Origin of the sequence: Peribacillus sp. FSL M8-0224 (genome assembly GCF_038003055.1) — a bacterium.
GTDB lineage: Bacteria > Bacillota > Bacilli > Bacillales > DSM-1321 > Peribacillus > Peribacillus frigoritolerans.
Window position 1 is genome coordinate 3,087,889 of record NZ_JBBOOJ010000001.1, and the last position, 17,115, is coordinate 3,105,003.

Below are 17,115 nucleotides of genomic sequence, written 5' to 3' on the forward strand. Positions count from 1 at the left end.
CTTTTCTGTTTATTTATTATGGAAAAGTTGAACAAAGGTGGTACCACGGAAGCTAGACCTTTCGTCCTTTATTGGATGAGGGGTCTTTTTGTTTTTCATAAAGGCTCTTTTCGTAAAGATTGTTGTTTTTAAACGAAACTATTTAAGGTTGATTGGAGCGGAAGTGCGAGACTCCTGCGGGAGCAGCGGGACAGGTGAGACCCCACAGGCGTTTACGCCGAGGAGGCTCACCGCCCGCCCCGAGGAAAGCGAGCATCTGGAAGGGAAATCAACCACAACTCACTACCTGGTAAATAGCAACAAAGTATGTGAAAACAGCCTTCATAAAATGGCCGAAAATTCAAAAGAAAAAGGAGCGGGAAATATGAAAAAAATCGCGTTTATCGGAGCTGGATCGATGGCAGAAGCAATCATTTCGGGGCTGGTGACCCAACAGGTAATTGAACCAGAAAATATTTTTGTAACAAATAAATCAAATGATGATCGGTTCGTTTATTTAAAGGACCAATATGGTGTAACTGCAACACGATCACTGCAGTTATTAGTAAAGGATGCAGACCTTGTCGTACTGGCGGTGAAACCGAAAGATATTTTAGAAACGATGCAATCAATAAAAGAATACATTCGTGAAGAAATGCTGTTCATTTCCGTTGTTGCCGGGGTTCATACAACAAGCTTGGAAGGAATCGCCAACAAGCGGTTTTCGATCGTCCGTGCCATGCCTAATACATCGGCAGCTGTAGGAAAATCAGCAACGGCCCTTGCGGCTAACTGTCATACGAAAGATTCGCAATTACAAACGGCGATTACCCTTTTTGAAACGGTGGGTACGGTGGCAGTGGTCGAAGAAACCCAGCTAGATGCGGTAACAGGCTTATCAGGCAGCGGTCCTGCTTATATTTATTACTTGGTCGAGGCATTGGAAAAATCAGCGGAAAAAATAGGGCTCGATTCCGAAACCGCTAAGCAATTGATTCTCCAGACATTGATGGGTGCAGCCGACATGTTACAGAAATCACCTAAAACGCCTGCCGTACTAAGAAAGGAAGTAACTTCACCAGGCGGAACGACTGAAGCAGGTCTGAAGGCACTACAAGCACATCAAGTGGAAGATGCATTCATTGCCTGTGTACAAGAAGCGACAGAGCAATCGAAGCGAATGGGCAATCAAATAAGTAAAGAACTGGCCAAATATGTAGTTTCGCAGTAAGCCGCATGATGATGATCGGCTGTTGCCTGGCCACTCCTGCAGCAGTTGCAGGCAACAGCCCTTTATATGATCCATACATCTTATAAAGGGTAAACCTTCTGAAGTGAGCGTTACTTTATAATCAGCATATCATTTTCATCGAAACTCCAGTCCTTCGAATACGCAACCTCCCAATAGTAACCATCGGGGTCTGAAAAATATCCGCTGTATCCTCCCCAAAAAACATGCTGAGGTGATTTCTCGATCGTTCCCCCAGCCTTTTCAGCCTTGTTGATCACTTCATCCACTTCTTCAATGGATTTAGCATTATAAGCGAGCGTAAGACCCGGGAAACCATTTTTCTTAGGCGGTTCCATCTCATTAATGTCTTTTGCTAGCTCCTCTAAAGGATACAAAGCAAGTTTCGTACCGGCATTATTAAAAAAAACGATTGCGGGAGCGTCCTCTTTAATCAATGTACGGAATCCCAACCCGTCCCGGTAAAACCTTAATGATTGAGTAATATCCCTGACACCTAAAGTTATAATGTTGATCCTGTTCATGCTAGTCCTCCTTTTCCATGTTTTAAGGGTAAATTCGACATCTGGATCACTTTTCCCTTTTTAGCTTGATTGACCATCACCCATACCATAGCAAATGCTTCTTAAAGTTCCTAACACTGCTCACCACTTTGCAAAAAGCAGTTGCACGGGGAATCCACCTTGGATTGACCCTCATGCAAATTACGTAGGAATTCCACTTTCTTTGCCGAATGAATACATGTTTTGTCATCTGTAAAGGAATTCCCCCACACTTATCGAATTCAACAAGCAAAAGGGGGAATCTCGATGAATACAAGTGCAGTTGCCCGGTTACTGAATGTTTCCCATAGTACGATTCAACGCTGGGTCACCCAATTGAACATGGAAGTAGAACGGAATCAGCTTGGCCACTACCAGTTTTCGGATGAAGACATTGCATTATTGAGAAAAATCCAAGATCAGCTGAACGAGGGCATCATTCTCCAAAAGGTCAGCATCTCAGAGAAAAAAGTTAGAAAAGCAACCATCCAGAAACACTCCGAACCGAATAAAGAACATGATCAACTGCTTGAACGGGTCATCAGGCTTGAAAATGGCCTGAAAACAAAAGCGGACGATGTTGTATCCTATCAGCTTTTACAGCACAGAAGTGAAATGGAAGAAATGCACAAACTCGTTAAAAAGCTTGAAGCCCGTATCGAAGCGTTGGAAACACCAACGGGCCAGCACTTTGATTATTTCCTCGCAGCTGAAGAAGCTGCTGCCACTAAAAAGACGAAGAAAAGGCCATTCATAAAAATGATTTTCGGAAACAGAAAGAACGATAGTTCATCATGGAGCACAGCCGACAGCGATTGACATCTATTATCAAGATTTTTCATGAGCACCCCACAAATAACCATTTTTGTTAGGCAAAGCATTTCTTCAGAAATAGGACCTGATCTTATTAATTACCCCAAAATAAAAAGGCCCTGACCCAAGATTAATCTCAACTGGGTCGGGCCTTTTCATCATCTTAAATCAACACTGCACGGTCATTGATCATTTTTTCGCCTTTGATGCGTTGGAATTCGTTAAGCAGTTTTTCGACGGTTAACTTCTGCTTTGCAGCGCCTCTGGCTTCGAAAATGATCTGTCCCTTATCCATCATGATCAGGGAATTTCCAAGATCGATTGCCTGCTGCATATTATGAGTCACCATCAACGTCGTTAATTGGTTCTTTTCGACGATTTCCTTCGTCAGGTTTGTAACAAGTTCTGCCCGCGAAGGATCAAGCGCTGCAGTATGTTCATCAAGAAGCAGGATTTTAGGATCGGTGAAGGTCGCCATCAGCAGTGATAGTGCCTGACGCTCCCCTCCTGACAATAATCCCACTTTTGCAGTCATCCGGTTTTCCAAGCCTAAATGAAGGGTGACCAAACATTCTTTAAAAAGTTCTTTCCGTTTTTTTGTCACCCCAAAGCCTAAACCTCTTCTTTTGGTTCTGCCATAGGCAATTGCCATATTTTCTTCAATCGTCATATGCGGTGCAGTACCCAGCATGGGATCCTGAAAAACGCGTCCAATCATTTTTGCACGGGCATGTTCTTCTATGGCCGATACGTTTTCACCATCGATGATGACTTCACCGGCATCAGGGAGAATCTTGCCGGAAATCATATTCATCAAAGTCGATTTACCTGCTCCATTACTACCGATTACTGTTACAAATTCACCTTTTGTCATCTGCAGTTCCAGATTTCCAAGGGCTAGCTTTTCATCTGGTGTTCCCTCATTGAACACTTTATAAATCTGATTTAACCGAAGCATATTCTTCCCTCCCTTTCGGTAAAGTGCCATCATGACGCATCTGTATTTCTTTAAGCCGCCTTTTCTTCCGGGTTTTTTCCTTTTGTTTATCGGAAATTTTTGGAATGACAAGTGCCCCGACCACAATAAGTGCCGTAATTAATTTAACATCTCCCGTTTCAAGGAATTCAACGCGAAGTGCCAAGGTTACGACGATTCGGTAAATGATCGCCCCTCCAATGACAGCCAGCGTAGCACGTGCAATCGTTTTTGCACCAAATAGAGCCTCACCGATTATGACGGATGCCAATCCGATGACAATGATTCCAATCCCCATGCCTATATCGCTAAAACCGTTATATTGGGCAACCAGGGATCCCGAAAAAGCCACAAGTGCATTTCCGATTGCAAGTCCTAAGATCTTCATGTTGCCGGTATGGGCGGAAAAACTCTTGACCATGGCTTCATTATCACCAGTCGCCCGTAAGGCAAGACCAATTTCCGTTTTTAAAAACGCTGACATTCCCGCTTGGATGACTACAGCCACAACCAGCATAACGATTAATATGGCCCACGTTTTTGGCAGGCTGTCACCGAGACCCACGAATGATAAAAGACCATTCAACAAATTGTCCAGTCCGGTGCCAGCCCAGGCATCCTGGATATTCGTGATAATGGTTGTTTGGGAAAGCAACGGAATGTTGGATGCACCCATGATCCGCAAATTGATCGAGTAGAGCGCAATCATCATTAAGATACCTGCCAAAAGAGGATTGATTTTCCCTTTCGTATGAAGGAACCCCGTTATCGTCCCAGCGATGAAGCCTGCCACCATGGCACACAACGTGGCTACGATCGGCGAGTAACCGTTAACGATCATAATCGCGGCAACAGACGCCCCTGTCACAAAACTGCCTTCCACAGTCATATCCGGGAAATCGAGAATCCTGAATGTTAAATAGACACCAAGTGCCATGATTGCATAAATCATTCCCGACTCAAAAGAGTTGAATAAGGCTGAGAACATTTTTTTCTTCCTTCCCCGAACAAAAGCAGAGTTTATTTTACAAACTCAGCATCTGCTTTCCATTCTTCTTTTATTTCAACACCCATATCTTTTGCTGCTTTTTCATTGATGACCAATTTCAGTTTTTGTGGATATTGAACCGGGATATCTCCAGGTTTTTTACCATCCTTGAGGATTTCAACCGCTTTTTGCCCCGCTTCATAACCAATATCATAGTAACTGAAGCCATATGCTGCAAAACCGCCAGCATTCACGGAATCAAGCTCGCCGACAAACAAGGGGATATCTTGATCATTTGCCACGGAAATGACCGATTCCAGTGCCGAGACAACTGTATTATCAGTAATGATATAGAAAGCATCCGCTTTTCCGATTAATGATTCCGTTGCCTGTTTAACATCCGCTGAAGTCGAGACGGACGCTTCCACGACTTTCAATCCAGCTTTTTTCGCTTCCGCCTTCACATTTTTTATTTGGACGACTGAATTTTGCTCCCCTGTGTTATAAACCGTTCCAATCGTTTTGGCGCCAAGCTCTTCCGCTAGGAATTTCATTGACTTGGCAATGGCTTCAGGATGGGAATCCGTCGTACCCGTCACATTTCCGCCTGGTTTTTCCAAAGAAGTGACAAGCTCCCCCGCTACAGGATCGGTAACCGATGTAAAGACGATCGGAATATCCTTGGTCGCATTTAAAGCACTTAGAGCACTAGGAGTCGAATTCGCAAATATCAGATCCACTTTATCCCCAACGAAGTTATTGGCAATCGTTTGGCTGTTGTTTTGGTCACCCTGAGCAATTTGAAGATCATATTTCGCATTGATGTCACTATCCTTCAATGCCGCCTGGAAGCCTTCATATGCTTGATCCAGGGAATCATGCTGAACGATTTGTGTCACCCCAATGTTGAAGGTATCCTTTCCGCTTTCATCCTTTGCCGCATCTTTTTCCTTTTCATTTCCACACCCAGCCAACAATAAACCTGCGACCAATGTCATGGCTGCAGCTGAATATAATTTCTTTTTCATATTTTCCCCCCGCTTTTTCCTTATTTAAAATAATGTTTTTCTATCGACGCCAGCTTTTTCGCTTTTATTTCCTAAATTATAATCGTTTAGTCCCAATTATTCCAATATATTTTTTAACTTTTTAGAATTTTTTGAGTTCTACATGTAAAACATGAAAAAAGCTGCTGTGAAAGGTATGGTAACTTTCACAGCAGCTTTTGGAAAAATCAATGTTCGACAACCTGGCTGACAATTTCGGTAACGGTAGCCCGATCAATTTTTTCTTTGCCTTCTTTTAGGGCTTTCAATGTGGCTTTTGCCAATTCCAAGGGTATTTTACAAAATTGGATGATTTCCTTCGTTTCAATCTCTCCAATGTACGCATCGGCTAATGCAAGATTACGCTCCGTATGGGCAAGCATCTCGTTAAAACCCCAGCCATCGGGATAAAAGTTCACACCACGTTCTGCATCTTCCTCACGGTTACGCAGGATATTGACCGTTTGGAGTCCACGGCCAAATGCGATGGCAAGTTCACGGTCCGTTTCGGTTCCGTCGTACCAGTTCCACATATCAGACAGCATGACCCCTACTAAACCTGCAACATAATAAGTGTAATCATCGAGTTCCTCTTCGTTATGGATTTGCCAGTCCTTAATAACCCATTTTGCCATGCCTTCGGCCATTTCCTTTGTTGACTCCAAGACTTTGCCTTTTGCACCGTGTGGACAAAATTCAACCCAGTCCGAAAGAAACAGTGTCACCTCAGGCAGGTCATCCTTATATGGTTCAAATAACTTTTGAAGATCTTCTTCCTTGAAATCCGCATCCGGCAGCTCACTAAGGGCCTGTAACAGGGAAACCTTACTATCTGCCGGAAGACCTGGGTGGTCCTCGATCTCATCAATGGCGCGCATGCAAAGGTATGCAGCTCCAATAGCCTCTTGTAATCCCTTTGGAAGATAACTGATTGGAATGAAAAAAGTCCGGCTTGTTTTTAGGAGAAAATCCATTGCTTTAGTATGTAGGTCACTTTTGTCAGTCATATTTACACTCCTTTAAATATCCAATGAACAATTGATTAATTATATCAAACATTGGCTTTGATTTCAGCTGCCCGATTCCTCTGAATACAAAGGAACTTTAATTGCCATTAGATCTTCACCCATGATCGTATTTGCAAAGATCGCTTTGCTTTCCTCTTTTAGCCTCTCAGCATCCTCTGGAGTATACCGTGAGCTGATATGCGTAAGGATTAGATGCTTAGCCCCCGCTTTCAAGGCCGTTTCTGCAGCCTGAACGGTGGTCGAATGATAATAGGCTGATGCCATTTCAGATTCTTCCGCTGAAAATGTAGCTTCATGAACAAGGTAATCCGCCGATTCAGCAAGAATGAGCGCATTGCTGCACATTCTTGTATCACCAAGAATCGTGATGATCCGGCCTTTATGCGGAGCACTGATATAGTCCTTCCCATTTATGACACGGCCATCATCGAGACAGACCGTTTGTCCATTTTTCAATGCTTTATAAAGAGGCCCCGGCTTCACACCTTCGGAACGCAGCCGATCGACCAGTAGGCTGCCCGGACGATCTTTTTCCACAATCCGATAACCGATGCTGTAAATGCCATGATCAAGCGACTTGGCCGTCACTGTGAATTGTTCGTCCTCAAACACTATGCCTTCTTCAATTTCGATGATTTCCAAGGGATATTTTAAATGAGTTCCACTCACCTGTAAGCTCGTCTTAATGAATGAATCTATGCCTTGTGGACCATATACGGTCAATTTATCCACTCCGCCCTGAAAAGATCTGCTGCTTAAAAAACCAGGCAGTCCGAAGATGTGGTCACCATGCAAATGGGTGATGAAGATCTTTTCAACCTTTCGCGGTTTGACCGCCGTTTTTAATATTTGATGCTGTGTTGCTTCCCCACAATCGAATAACCAAACCGTCCCTCGTTCTTCCAATAATTGAAGGGCGATCGATGTCACATTCCGCGCTTTGGCCGGAACGCCAGCGCCTGTACCCAATAAAACGAAATCCACTCATACTACCTCCGTTGCAAATACTTTATGCCTTAACTATAGCATAACCAAGGTGCTCTTTCATTTATGACCCATTAAAACAGAAACCAAATTAAACTTTTAATGAAATCTGAGAAAAAATGCGCAAATTGATTGCTTTGAGGGAAAGCTAAACGTAAAATTAGAAATTGGTACACATTCGGGAATTCCAACTTTATAGACAGATTTAACGGAAAGTTGAGGTTTTAACATGACAGAAAACAATAAACCCACAGCATTGATCATGATTTTTGGTGCTACCGGAGATTTAGCGAAAAGGAAATTGTTTCCTTCCATATATCGACTATTTCAAAAAGAGAAAATCAATAAGTTCGCGGTCGTCGGAGTGGCAAGGAGGCCATTGACGAACGAGGAGTTCCAAACAAGTGTCAAGGACTCGATTCTTACGTTCGGACATGCGGAAGAAAAGGTCGACGAATTCATTTCCCATTTCCATTATCACTCCCATGACGTCTCAAGTTCCGAATCATATTTGCAATTAAAAGACATTGCCGAACAATTAGACGGACAATATCAATTAGAAGGAAACAGGATCTTCTATTTGGCGATGGCACCTGAGTTTTTCGGAACGATTGCCGAACAGATTAAAGCACAAGGCCTGAGTGACACGGATGGCTATAAGCGCCTGGTCATCGAGAAGCCATTTGGACACAGTTTTGAAACAGCACAACAATTGAATGAGCAGATTCGGACTGCATTCGCTGAAGATGAAATCTACCGTATCGATCATTATTTAGGTAAAGAAATGGTACAAAATATCGAGGTCATCCGTTTTTCCAATGCCCTATTCGAGCCGCTATGGAATAACAGATATATATCCAACATCCAGGTTACTTCAAGCGAAACACTCGGCGTTGAAGAACGCGGGCGTTATTATGAAACCAGCGGTGCCCTAAGGGATATGGTCCAAAACCACCTGCTGCAAATGGTGGCCTTGCTTGCAATGGAACCACCGATCGCTTTGACGACAGAAGAGATTAGAAGCGAAAAAGTACGGGCATTGCGTTCACTTCGACCAATGAAAGTCGACGAAGTCAACCAATACTTCGTTCGTGGCCAGTATGGTGAAGGAACGATAGATGGTCAAATGCTTCCGGCCTACCGAAATGAACATAATGTAAATCCCGAATCCAACACAGAGACCTATGTTGCGGGTAAATTGATGATTGATAACTTCCGTTGGGCCGGTGTTCCTTTTTATATCCGTACCGGTAAGAGAATGGATGTCAAATCAACGAATATCGTTGTTCAATTCAAAGATATCCCAATGAATCTGTATTATAAAACGGAAGAAACGCTGAATCCGAATCTTCTCGTCATCAATATCCAGCCTGACGAAGGTATCACATTGTACTTAAATGTCAAGAAATCCGGGACGACATCCAATACAAAGCCAATGAAGCTGACCGTCTCGAACAAAGGGATCGAACACATCAATTCTCCTGAGGCATATGAAAAGCTATTATTTGACAGCATGCGCGGGGATGCTACAAACTTTACGCACTGGGACGAGGTTGCCCTCTCATGGAAGTTCGTCGATACCATTTCCAATGCATGGGAAAATACTAAAGACGAGTCTTTCCCTAACTATGAAGCAGGATCAACAGGTCCACTTGCATCCGATGAACTCCTGGCGGAAGATGGACATATTTGGTGGCAAGTCAAGAAAAATGAAAATAATGATTGAAATGAAAAAGGGATGCAGATTTGAATCTGCATCCCTTCTTCTTCATGAAACACTCTTCCTCAGCCATTTATTCCGGATAATATGAAACATTTCCTTGGACTTAGACATTTCTTTCTCTTTTTCTGAATTAAGCCAAAACGAAACACCAGATTCTAAGGCAATGAAAAATAAAAAAATGGCTACAGCCCACCAGATGATGAACATAAAGTCCTCCGCTCCTTCTCTCTCTTTCTGCCTACTGTATTCTACGGTCCGCCCATCTCTTTCAATGTTTATATTCCTTTTTCCACAGGTGTTTAAACCTAAAAAATGCAAGGATGAATGTCATACATCATACTACGTTTTCCCTAAAAAAGGTAAATTAATTGGAACTATTTACAACTAGTTCATCTTTACCATTTTTACCCTTATCTAAAAAGAATGGTAAGCCTTTGCTGAGGATACACTAAAAAAGGTGCTTAGTGACAGTACCGCTAACTTCGATGTGGAGGGATTAAACGATGGACATTCGTGAAGGATTAATTCCAACAGCGTTGGGCACAGCCGTGACAGCTGCGGGTTATGCAATGAAGCAGACCCGGGGTTCAAACAAAATGGTAGCTAATACGGTTTTTGGTTTCGGTTTGGCACATGTTGTATTAGGGGTCATTGACCTTGTAGAGCATCGGAGATAGTAATAAAAGGGGGCGCCAAGCGCCCCCTTTTTTTATGATGAAACAAAAAAGCCGGCTTAAAGGGGGTCCCTTCTAAGCCGGCTTGAACTTTTTATTTTTCCATCCATTCGGTATGGAACGTTCCTTCTTTATCAATGCGTTGGTAAGTATGAGCTCCAAAATAGTCACGCTGAGCTTGAATCAGGTTAGCTGGCAGTGTTTCTGTACGATAGCTGTCGAAATAGGCAAGTGCCGATGACAAGCAAGGAACCGGGATTCCGTTCATCACAGCCGTTGATACTACCTCACGTAAAGCTCCTTGGTAGCTTTCGACGATCCCTTGGAAGTAAGGATCTAGAAGAAGATTGTTCAAGTTCGCTTCACGATCGTACGCTTCCTTGATTTTTTGGAGGAATTGTGCACGAATGATACAGCCGCCACGGAAAATCATCGCGATTTCCCCATATTGCAAGTTCCAGCCATTTTCTTCTGATGCTGCTTTCATTTGTGCAAATCCTTGTGCATATGAACAGATTTTGCTCATATAAAGTGCTTTTCGGATACTTTCAATCAAAGCTTTTTTGTCGCCTGTAAATGAATCGGTTTTTGGACCACGAAGGATTTTACTCGCTTCGACACGCTCGTCCTTGATTGCTGAAATAAACCGGGCAAACACGGATTCCGTAATGATTGGAAGCGGAACACCAAGATCAAGCGCACTTTGACTTGTCCATTTACCTGTACCTTTTTGGCCAGCTTTATCCAAAATGACATCGACCATCGGCTTGCCGGTTTCTTCATCATATTTTTTGAAAATATCAGCAGTAATTTCAATTAAATAGCTATCAAGTTCCCCTTCATTCCATTCAGTAAAGACTTCATGGAATTCTTCAGCAGATAGTCCAAGGAGATTTTTCAGAAGGAAATAAGATTCGGAAATCAATTGCATGTCCCCGTATTCAATACCATTATGTACCATTTTAACATAATGACCTGCCCCATCCGGTCCGATATACGTGCAGCAAGCATCACCATCGACCTTAGCTGAAATATCCTTCAAAATCGGTGCAACAAGTTCATATGCTTCCTTTTGACCTCCAGGCATGATGGAAGGACCTGTTAGAGCTCCTTCTTCCCCCCCTGACACGCCTGTACCGATGAAATGGATGCCAAGCTTGCTTAACTCCTCATTGCGGCGCTGAGTGTCCTTGAAGAAGGTATTCCCTCCATCAATAACGATATCACCTTTTTCAAGCAACGGTTTTAATTGCTCGATTGTTGCATCAGTTGCCGCTCCGGCTTTAACCATCAATAAAATTTTGCGTGGTGTTTCCAAAGAATTGACGAATTCTTCAAGCGTATAAGCGGCTGTTACGTTTTTGCCTTCCGCTTCCTTCATCATCTCGTCCGTTTTTGATCCTGAGCGATTATATACGGAAATTGAATATCCCCTGCTTTCAATATTAAATGCAAGGTTCTTGCCCATTACGGCTAGTCCGATAACGCCAATCTGCTGTTTTGTCATGATTCATCATCCCTTCTCTCTATCTTTACACAGCTTGTACGCTATTCTTTGTCAAAAGAAGGATCATTCCTCCTGGATTGCTCAAAGAAATCTTTACTGAAGCTAGTGTCTGTTCCTATTGAACGGTTTTTCAAGGGTAATCCCTTTTTAATAATATTTTCTCCGTACTTATTTTGCAAGTGTTCCATCGCATCATACAGAGGTTCTTTTTCTGCATCCTCTTGAAAGGAGAAAATATCCAGTTGCTTGAAGGCCGACTCTTTTTCGATGACATCATAGGCTGTGACACCAAGAAGCCTGATTCCTTCCCCATTCCAATTTTTCATGAAGAGATCGATAGCTTCATCCAAAATATCCTTTTTTTCAAAAACTGGATTAGGAACCGTTCTGCTTCTCGTAATTGTCCGGCGGTCTTTGTAACGGATCGTCACACCTATTTTTTGACCAAGGAGGCGTTTACTTCTCAAGCGGACGGCAACTTTCCCGGAAAGCTTTTCCAATACACCGATCAATTCTTTTTGATTAGCGGAGTCATGCGGAAGTGTTGTCGAGTTCCCGATGCTCTTATGCTCAAAAATCGCTTCGGGATCCACTACCCTTGGGTCAATTCCATTAGCCCTATCCTTCAAACGGATGCCATTGATCCCAAGAAGCTGTTTAAGTTGACTATCATTGGTGTGTGCAAGGTCCCTGATCGTCATTATCCCGATAGTTTGAAGCTTTTCCGATGTCTTTTCCCCGATGCCATGCATTTCGCCCACTTGTAAAGGCCAGAGCTTTTCCGGAATGTCCCGTTTCCTTAACACGGTGATACCCATAGGTTTCTTCATATCAGAAGCCGTTTTGGCCAAAAATTTATTAGGGGCAATCCCGATACTGCAAGGGAGATCCATCGTATGAAAAATTCTTTCCTGAATGCTATTGGCTATATCTAAAGGCGAACCCAATTCGGCGCATTCACTGATATCCAGATACCCCTCATCAATCGAAACCGGTTCAACCATCTCTGTATATTGCCTCAAAACATCGAAAATAGCCAGTGATGCCTTTCGATAGCGCTCGAAATTCGGTTTCTGAATGACTAATTGAGGACATAATTTTTTCGCCTGCCAAATCGGCATGGTCGTTTTAACCCCGAACTTCCTCGCCTCATAGCTGCAGGTGACGATTATGCCCCTTCTCTCTTCAACATTCCCTGCAATGGCAAGCGGTTTGCCTTTCAATGAAACATCATATGACATTTCCACTGAAGCATAGAAACTATTCATGTCTACATGGAGAATGACCCTGCCATTTTTGGGATACATGTCCTTCATGCTTGACCGTCACATCCTTGTAAAAATAAAAAACATTTCTATTAAAGTACCCCTATTTATCTTTGGTAACCACGGTGAAAGATGCTTCCACTCCAAGAAAAACAGCCATCATGTCATTGATGACTGTACATATATTCCTTCAATACTTTGAACATCTTGACCTATTATGGGTGATTATTCCCCTGAAACTTCTTTGATGATAGTGATGACCATTTCAGCTAGCTTCGTTAATTCCTCAACTGGAATTCTTTCATTCGTAGTATGGATATCTTCATAGCCCACTGCGAGATTGACAGTAGGGATGCCAAAGCCTGCAATGACATTTGCATCGCTTCCACCGCCGCTTTTAACCAGCTCGCATGGACGGCCAATTTTCTCTGCTGCCTTTCTTGCGATTTCGACAACATGGTCACCAGCACCATATTTAAAACCAGGATACATGACGGTAACTTCAACTTCAGCACGTCCGCCCATTTCAATGGCTGCAGTCTCAAAAGCCTCTTTCATTTTCGCTACCTGTATTTCCATTTTTTCAGGGATCAAGGATCTTGCTTCTGCAAGGATTTCAACATGGTCACAAACAATATTGGTTTGCTGTCCCCCCTGGAAACGTCCGATATTGGCTGTCGTTTCCTCGTCGATTCTGCCTAATGGCATTCTAGAGATTGCTTTGGCAGCGATCGTAATGGCCGAAACGCCTTTCTCTGGAGCGACACCAGCGTGAGCAGTCTTGCCTAAAATGGTTGCGGACACTTTCGCTTGAGTAGGTGCAGCAACAACCACATTGCCCACTTTTCCATCACTATCAAGTGCAAACCCGAATTTAGCCGTTACAAGGGAGCGATCCAATGCCTTTGCCCCTACCAAGCCAGATTCTTCACCGACTGTAATGATGAATTCGATCGTACCATGTTCGATATTCTGTTCTTTCAACACTTTAAGCGTTTCTAACATGACCGCTAATCCAGCTTTGTCATCCGCCCCTAAAATGGTCGTTCCGTCTGACACTATGTATCCATCTTTGATGGAAGGCTTGATTCCATTACCCGGTACAACCGTATCCATATGGGAGGTGAAATAAATGGTATCTACGCCTTCTTTCGTTCCTTTTAAAGTACATACTAAATTCCCTGCACCATGACCGGTGACTGCTGTTGTATCATCTTCAAAAACTTCTACACCTAGTGCCCCGAATTTTTCCTTCAGCACTTTGGCGATGGCTGCTTCATTTTTCGTTTCGGAATCGATCTGCACCAATTCCATAAATTCATTAACTAAACGTTCTTCATTAATCATAAAATAAAACCTCCAAAAAAGTTTTCCTCTTCAATTATACTTCTAAAAGCGGCACCCCGGCAAATAATGTGGCATGCTGATCCTAAAGACCGTTTTAAAAAGTGAATGATGGATGACTTATTTCAAAATGATATCTTGGCCCCATATGGAAAAGAGCCCAAAACAGATAAGTTTGGGCTCCTTGCAAAGTTTGATCACAATGGGATATTTCCGTGTTTTTTCCATGGTCGAGTTTCTTTTTTGTTGCGTAGCATATCAAGAGATTGAATGATCTTAATCCTGGTTTCACGGGGATCGATAACATCATCCACCATTCCAAGACTTGCGGCAACATATGGATTGGCGAACTTCTCACGGTATTCTTCAATTTTAGCCGCTCGTGTCGCTTCCGGATCCTGGCTATTTTGAATTTCACGGGCAAAAATGATATTTGCCGCTCCAGCAGAACCCATTACAGCGATTTCAGCATTCGGCCATGCAAATGTAAGATCCGCACCGATGGATTTACTATTAAGAGCCACATAAGCTCCTCCGTATGCTTTTCGCAGAATGATCGTCAATTTAGGTACTGTTGCTTCCGAATAAGCATATAGCAGCTTTGCACCGTGGCGAATGATCCCGCCATGTTCTTGTTTAACGCCGGGGAAAAACCCTGAAACGTCTTCAAACGTAATAAGCGGAATGTTAAACGAGTCACAAAAACGAATAAAACGGGCAGCTTTATCTGATGAATCTATATCAAGTCCCCCTGCCAACACCTTTGGCTGGTTACAGACAAGCCCCACTGATTTCCCTTTGATCCGTGCCAAGCCGACCACTATGTTTTTCGCAAAGCCCTCTTGCACTTCCATAAAGGAATCCTCATCGACAACCTGCTCCAACACTTTCCGAACATCATATGGGCGGATGCCTTCATAAGGAACTACATCCGTTAAGTCCGGCCGGTAGTCATCTCCCTCATCCGCTTCCAAAACCGGCGGCTTCTCTTCATTATTTTGTGGAAGATAGCTCAGGAGCCGTCTAACGTCAGCCAAAACTTGCTCCTCAGATGCTCCTTTGAAATGGGCATTACCGCTGATGGTATTATGTACAGTCGCTCCGCCCAATCCTTCGGATGAAATCTTTTCACCTGTAACCGTTTCAATGACTTTAGGACCTGTTATGAACATTTGGCTCGTTTTTTCAACCATGAAGACAAAGTCGGTAATGGCTGGGGAATATACGGCTCCGCCTGCACAAGGTCCCATAATAACCGAAATCTGTGGAATGACCCCTGAATATATGGAATTCCGGTAAAATATTTGGCCATATCCGTCAAGCGAAACTACGCCTTCTTGAATACGCGCCCCACCAGAATCGTTCAAACCTATGAAAGGGGCTCCATTTTCCGCTGCCAAATCCATAACATTGGCAATTTTCAGAGCATGCATTTCACCGAGTGCACCGCCAAAAACAGTAAAATCCTGTGAAAACAGATAAATGTCGCGGCCGTTGACCTTTCCGTAACCGGTGACAACCCCTTCTCCCGGCCCTTCTTCCTTTTCCATGCCGAAATTGGTATTACGGTGTTTGATAAAAGGATTAAGCTCGATGAAAGTACCTGGATCAACTAGAAGTTCAATTCTTTCCCTTGCCGTAAGTTTGCCCTTATCATGCTGCTTATCGATTCTTTCTTCACCGCCGCCCATTTCCACTTTGCGGCGTCTGTCATATAGGTCATTGATCGTATCATAAATGTCTGTCATTTCTGCTCCTCCTTTGATAATGCTTGTTCACAAAGCTCATATAATACTCCCGCGGTAGACTTCGGATGAACGAAAGCAACATCCGCATTGTGCGCTCCCTTTCTTGATGAATCATCAATCATGCGCAATCCAGCTTCTTTGATTTCTTTTATTCTATCTTCGATGTCTTCGACGCCAAGTGCCACATGATGAATCCCTTCACCGCGTTTTTCGATGAATTTGGCGATTGGGCTTGCAGGTGACAACGCTTCCAACAATTCCAAACGGGTATTGCCTGCCAGGATGAAGGCCACTTTCACTCCTTGGCTCTCCACTGTCTCGATTCCTTCAAGTTTCAATTTCAACGTTTCCGTGTAAAGCGGCAAGGCTTCATCTAGTGACTTGACGGCAATACCGATATGATCGATATTTTTAATCATCATAAAAACCCCCATGCTATGTATTATTGGATGACTCCATTAAAATACTACTAATCTTGCATTAAAGCCTTTTAAGATTCGGAATAATATGAACATTATACTTTTACTTGTTTCTACTAAATGTTCAAGTTAAAATAAAATCAATCAAACTGTATTGAGGGAGAGAGCATATGGGAAACAAGAAAATCAGAAAGATCGTCGTGTATTTAATGCTTATCTCAATGTTATTAACGAGCTTATTATCAGGTATCGCATTTCTTATGTAATAGACACCGTAATGGGGAGGGGAGCCAAAAAGCTTCCCTCTCTTTATTTTATCGCTCCGTTTTTCTTAGCCAGCGTTTTGAAATCCTCGTTCGATAGGGTGATCAACACCTTAGTGCCGATGGGGACTTTTTCGTACAAACGCTCCACATCGGATTTATGCATCCGTACACAGCCATTTGAAATATATTCACCAATCGATGATGGCTGATTCGTACCATGTATGCCGTATATCCTCCCATCGGTATTTCGTGCATCGAAGCCAATCCACCGCGACCCCAAAGGGTTCCTGGGATCACCGCCAGGAATATTCTTTTTCCGGTAATATGGATTGACCGCTTTTACTTTGACCGTGAAGATCCCTTCAGGTGTCAGTTCCTGACTCTTTCCCGTACCGACCGGCAGAATCTCCTTGACCTCGTTATCATCAATGAACGCCAATTTATTGTTGGCTTTATTGATGATGATAAACGGATCGCCAGGCTTAACCGATTGAGGCTGGGCCTGTACCTGTAACGGCCACAAAGATAGCATAAGCAACAAAGAAAGGATCCATTTCATTTGTA

17 protein-coding genes are annotated in these 17,115 nt (G+C 43.2%); 5 read left to right on the forward strand and 12 right to left on the reverse strand.

Annotated elements, in window-relative coordinates:
* The first annotated feature begins 88 nt into the window (after window positions 1-88).
* Window positions 89-1,210, forward strand: coding sequence for a pyrroline-5-carboxylate reductase (gene proC, locus MKX49_RS14755; protein WP_340876883.1), 1,122 nt, complete (start codon window positions 89-91; stop codon window positions 1,208-1,210).
* Window positions 1,211-1,320: 110 nt separating this feature from the next.
* Here the strand turns inward: proC and MKX49_RS14760 are convergent, their stop codons facing one another.
* Entirely contained in the window at window positions 1,321-1,752 is a 432-nt protein-coding gene (locus tag MKX49_RS14760; RefSeq protein WP_323598513.1) for a VOC family protein, read from the reverse strand.
* Between the two features lie 285 nt (window positions 1,753-2,037).
* On the opposite strand from MKX49_RS14760, the gene MKX49_RS14765 reads away from it, so the two are divergent.
* The gene (locus MKX49_RS14765; RefSeq protein WP_063594070.1) at window positions 2,038-2,589 is read left to right on the forward strand and encodes a MerR family transcriptional regulator; all 552 of its coding nucleotides are present in this window, start codon (window positions 2,038-2,040) and stop codon (window positions 2,587-2,589) included.
* Window positions 2,590-2,746: 157 nt separating this feature from the next.
* Here the strand turns inward: MKX49_RS14765 and MKX49_RS14770 are convergent, their stop codons facing one another.
* The 5 genes from MKX49_RS14770 to rnz form a co-directional block, all read right to left on the reverse strand.
* Window positions 2,747-3,541 (reverse strand): ABC transporter ATP-binding protein, encoded by a 795-nt coding sequence (locus MKX49_RS14770; RefSeq protein WP_340876885.1) that lies wholly within the window; start codon window positions 3,539-3,541, stop codon window positions 2,747-2,749.
* On the reverse strand, window positions 3,516-4,547 hold the full coding sequence (locus tag MKX49_RS14775) for an ABC transporter permease (protein ID WP_057278771.1): 1,032 nt from the start codon (window positions 4,545-4,547) through the stop codon (window positions 3,516-3,518). The genes MKX49_RS14770 and MKX49_RS14775 overlap by 26 nt, the downstream gene beginning before the upstream one ends.
* A gap of 32 nt (window positions 4,548-4,579) precedes the next feature.
* Entirely contained in the window at window positions 4,580-5,575 is a 996-nt protein-coding gene (locus MKX49_RS14780) for an ABC transporter substrate-binding protein (RefSeq protein WP_048678510.1), read from the reverse strand.
* 206 nt (window positions 5,576-5,781) lie between these two features.
* A complete protein-coding gene (locus MKX49_RS14785; protein ID WP_340876886.1) occupies window positions 5,782-6,600 on the reverse strand; it encodes a phytoene/squalene synthase family protein in 819 nt (272 codons plus the stop codon).
* 63 nt (window positions 6,601-6,663) lie between these two features.
* On the reverse strand, window positions 6,664-7,605 hold the full coding sequence (rnz, locus tag MKX49_RS14790; RefSeq protein WP_340876887.1) for a ribonuclease Z: 942 nt from the start codon (window positions 7,603-7,605) through the stop codon (window positions 6,664-6,666).
* Window positions 7,606-7,834: 229 nt separating this feature from the next.
* On the opposite strand from rnz, the gene zwf reads away from it, so the two are divergent.
* Together zwf and MKX49_RS14800 are read left to right on the forward strand one after the other, a co-directional pair.
* The gene (gene zwf / locus MKX49_RS14795) at window positions 7,835-9,331 is read left to right on the forward strand and encodes a glucose-6-phosphate dehydrogenase (RefSeq protein WP_034308214.1); all 1,497 of its coding nucleotides are present in this window, start codon (window positions 7,835-7,837) and stop codon (window positions 9,329-9,331) included.
* A gap of 500 nt (window positions 9,332-9,831) precedes the next feature.
* Window positions 9,832-10,005 carry a hypothetical protein gene (locus tag MKX49_RS14800; RefSeq protein WP_034308217.1) on the forward strand — a complete coding sequence of 58 codons (174 nt, stop codon included), beginning with the start codon at window positions 9,832-9,834 and terminating at the stop codon, window positions 10,003-10,005.
* 91 nt (window positions 10,006-10,096) lie between these two features.
* Here the strand turns inward: MKX49_RS14800 and gndA are convergent, their stop codons facing one another.
* The 5 genes from gndA to mce form a co-directional block, all read right to left on the reverse strand.
* Window positions 10,097-11,509, reverse strand: a complete 1,413-nt coding sequence (gene gndA, locus MKX49_RS14805) for an NADP-dependent phosphogluconate dehydrogenase (RefSeq protein ID WP_106026865.1) — start codon at window positions 11,507-11,509, stop codon at window positions 10,097-10,099.
* 41 nt (window positions 11,510-11,550) lie between these two features.
* Entirely contained in the window at window positions 11,551-12,825 is a 1,275-nt protein-coding gene (locus MKX49_RS14810; RefSeq protein ID WP_340876889.1) for a DNA polymerase IV, read from the reverse strand.
* Between the two features lie 174 nt (window positions 12,826-12,999).
* Window positions 13,000-14,121, reverse strand: a complete 1,122-nt coding sequence (locus tag MKX49_RS14815) for a tripeptidase T (protein WP_048678525.1) — start codon at window positions 14,119-14,121, stop codon at window positions 13,000-13,002.
* 194 nt (window positions 14,122-14,315) lie between these two features.
* Window positions 14,316-15,866 carry an acyl-CoA carboxylase subunit beta gene (locus tag MKX49_RS14820; RefSeq protein WP_072273207.1) on the reverse strand — a complete coding sequence of 517 codons (1,551 nt, stop codon included), beginning with the start codon at window positions 15,864-15,866 and terminating at the stop codon, window positions 14,316-14,318.
* Window positions 15,863-16,288 (reverse strand): methylmalonyl-CoA epimerase, encoded by a 426-nt coding sequence (gene mce, locus MKX49_RS14825; RefSeq protein ID WP_072273208.1) that lies wholly within the window; start codon window positions 16,286-16,288, stop codon window positions 15,863-15,865. The genes MKX49_RS14820 and mce overlap by 4 nt, the downstream gene beginning before the upstream one ends.
* A 167-nt stretch (window positions 16,289-16,455) precedes the next feature.
* On the opposite strand from mce, the gene prli42 reads away from it, so the two are divergent.
* Window positions 16,456-16,551, forward strand: coding sequence for a stressosome-associated protein Prli42 (gene prli42 / locus MKX49_RS14830; protein WP_152908319.1), 96 nt, complete (start codon window positions 16,456-16,458; stop codon window positions 16,549-16,551).
* Between the two features lie 43 nt (window positions 16,552-16,594).
* On the opposite strand, the gene MKX49_RS14835 is transcribed toward prli42, so the two are convergent.
* Window positions 16,595-17,110 (reverse strand): L,D-transpeptidase, encoded by a 516-nt coding sequence (locus MKX49_RS14835; RefSeq protein ID WP_034308230.1) that lies wholly within the window; start codon window positions 17,108-17,110, stop codon window positions 16,595-16,597.
* Window positions 17,111-17,115: the final 5 nt, after the last annotated feature.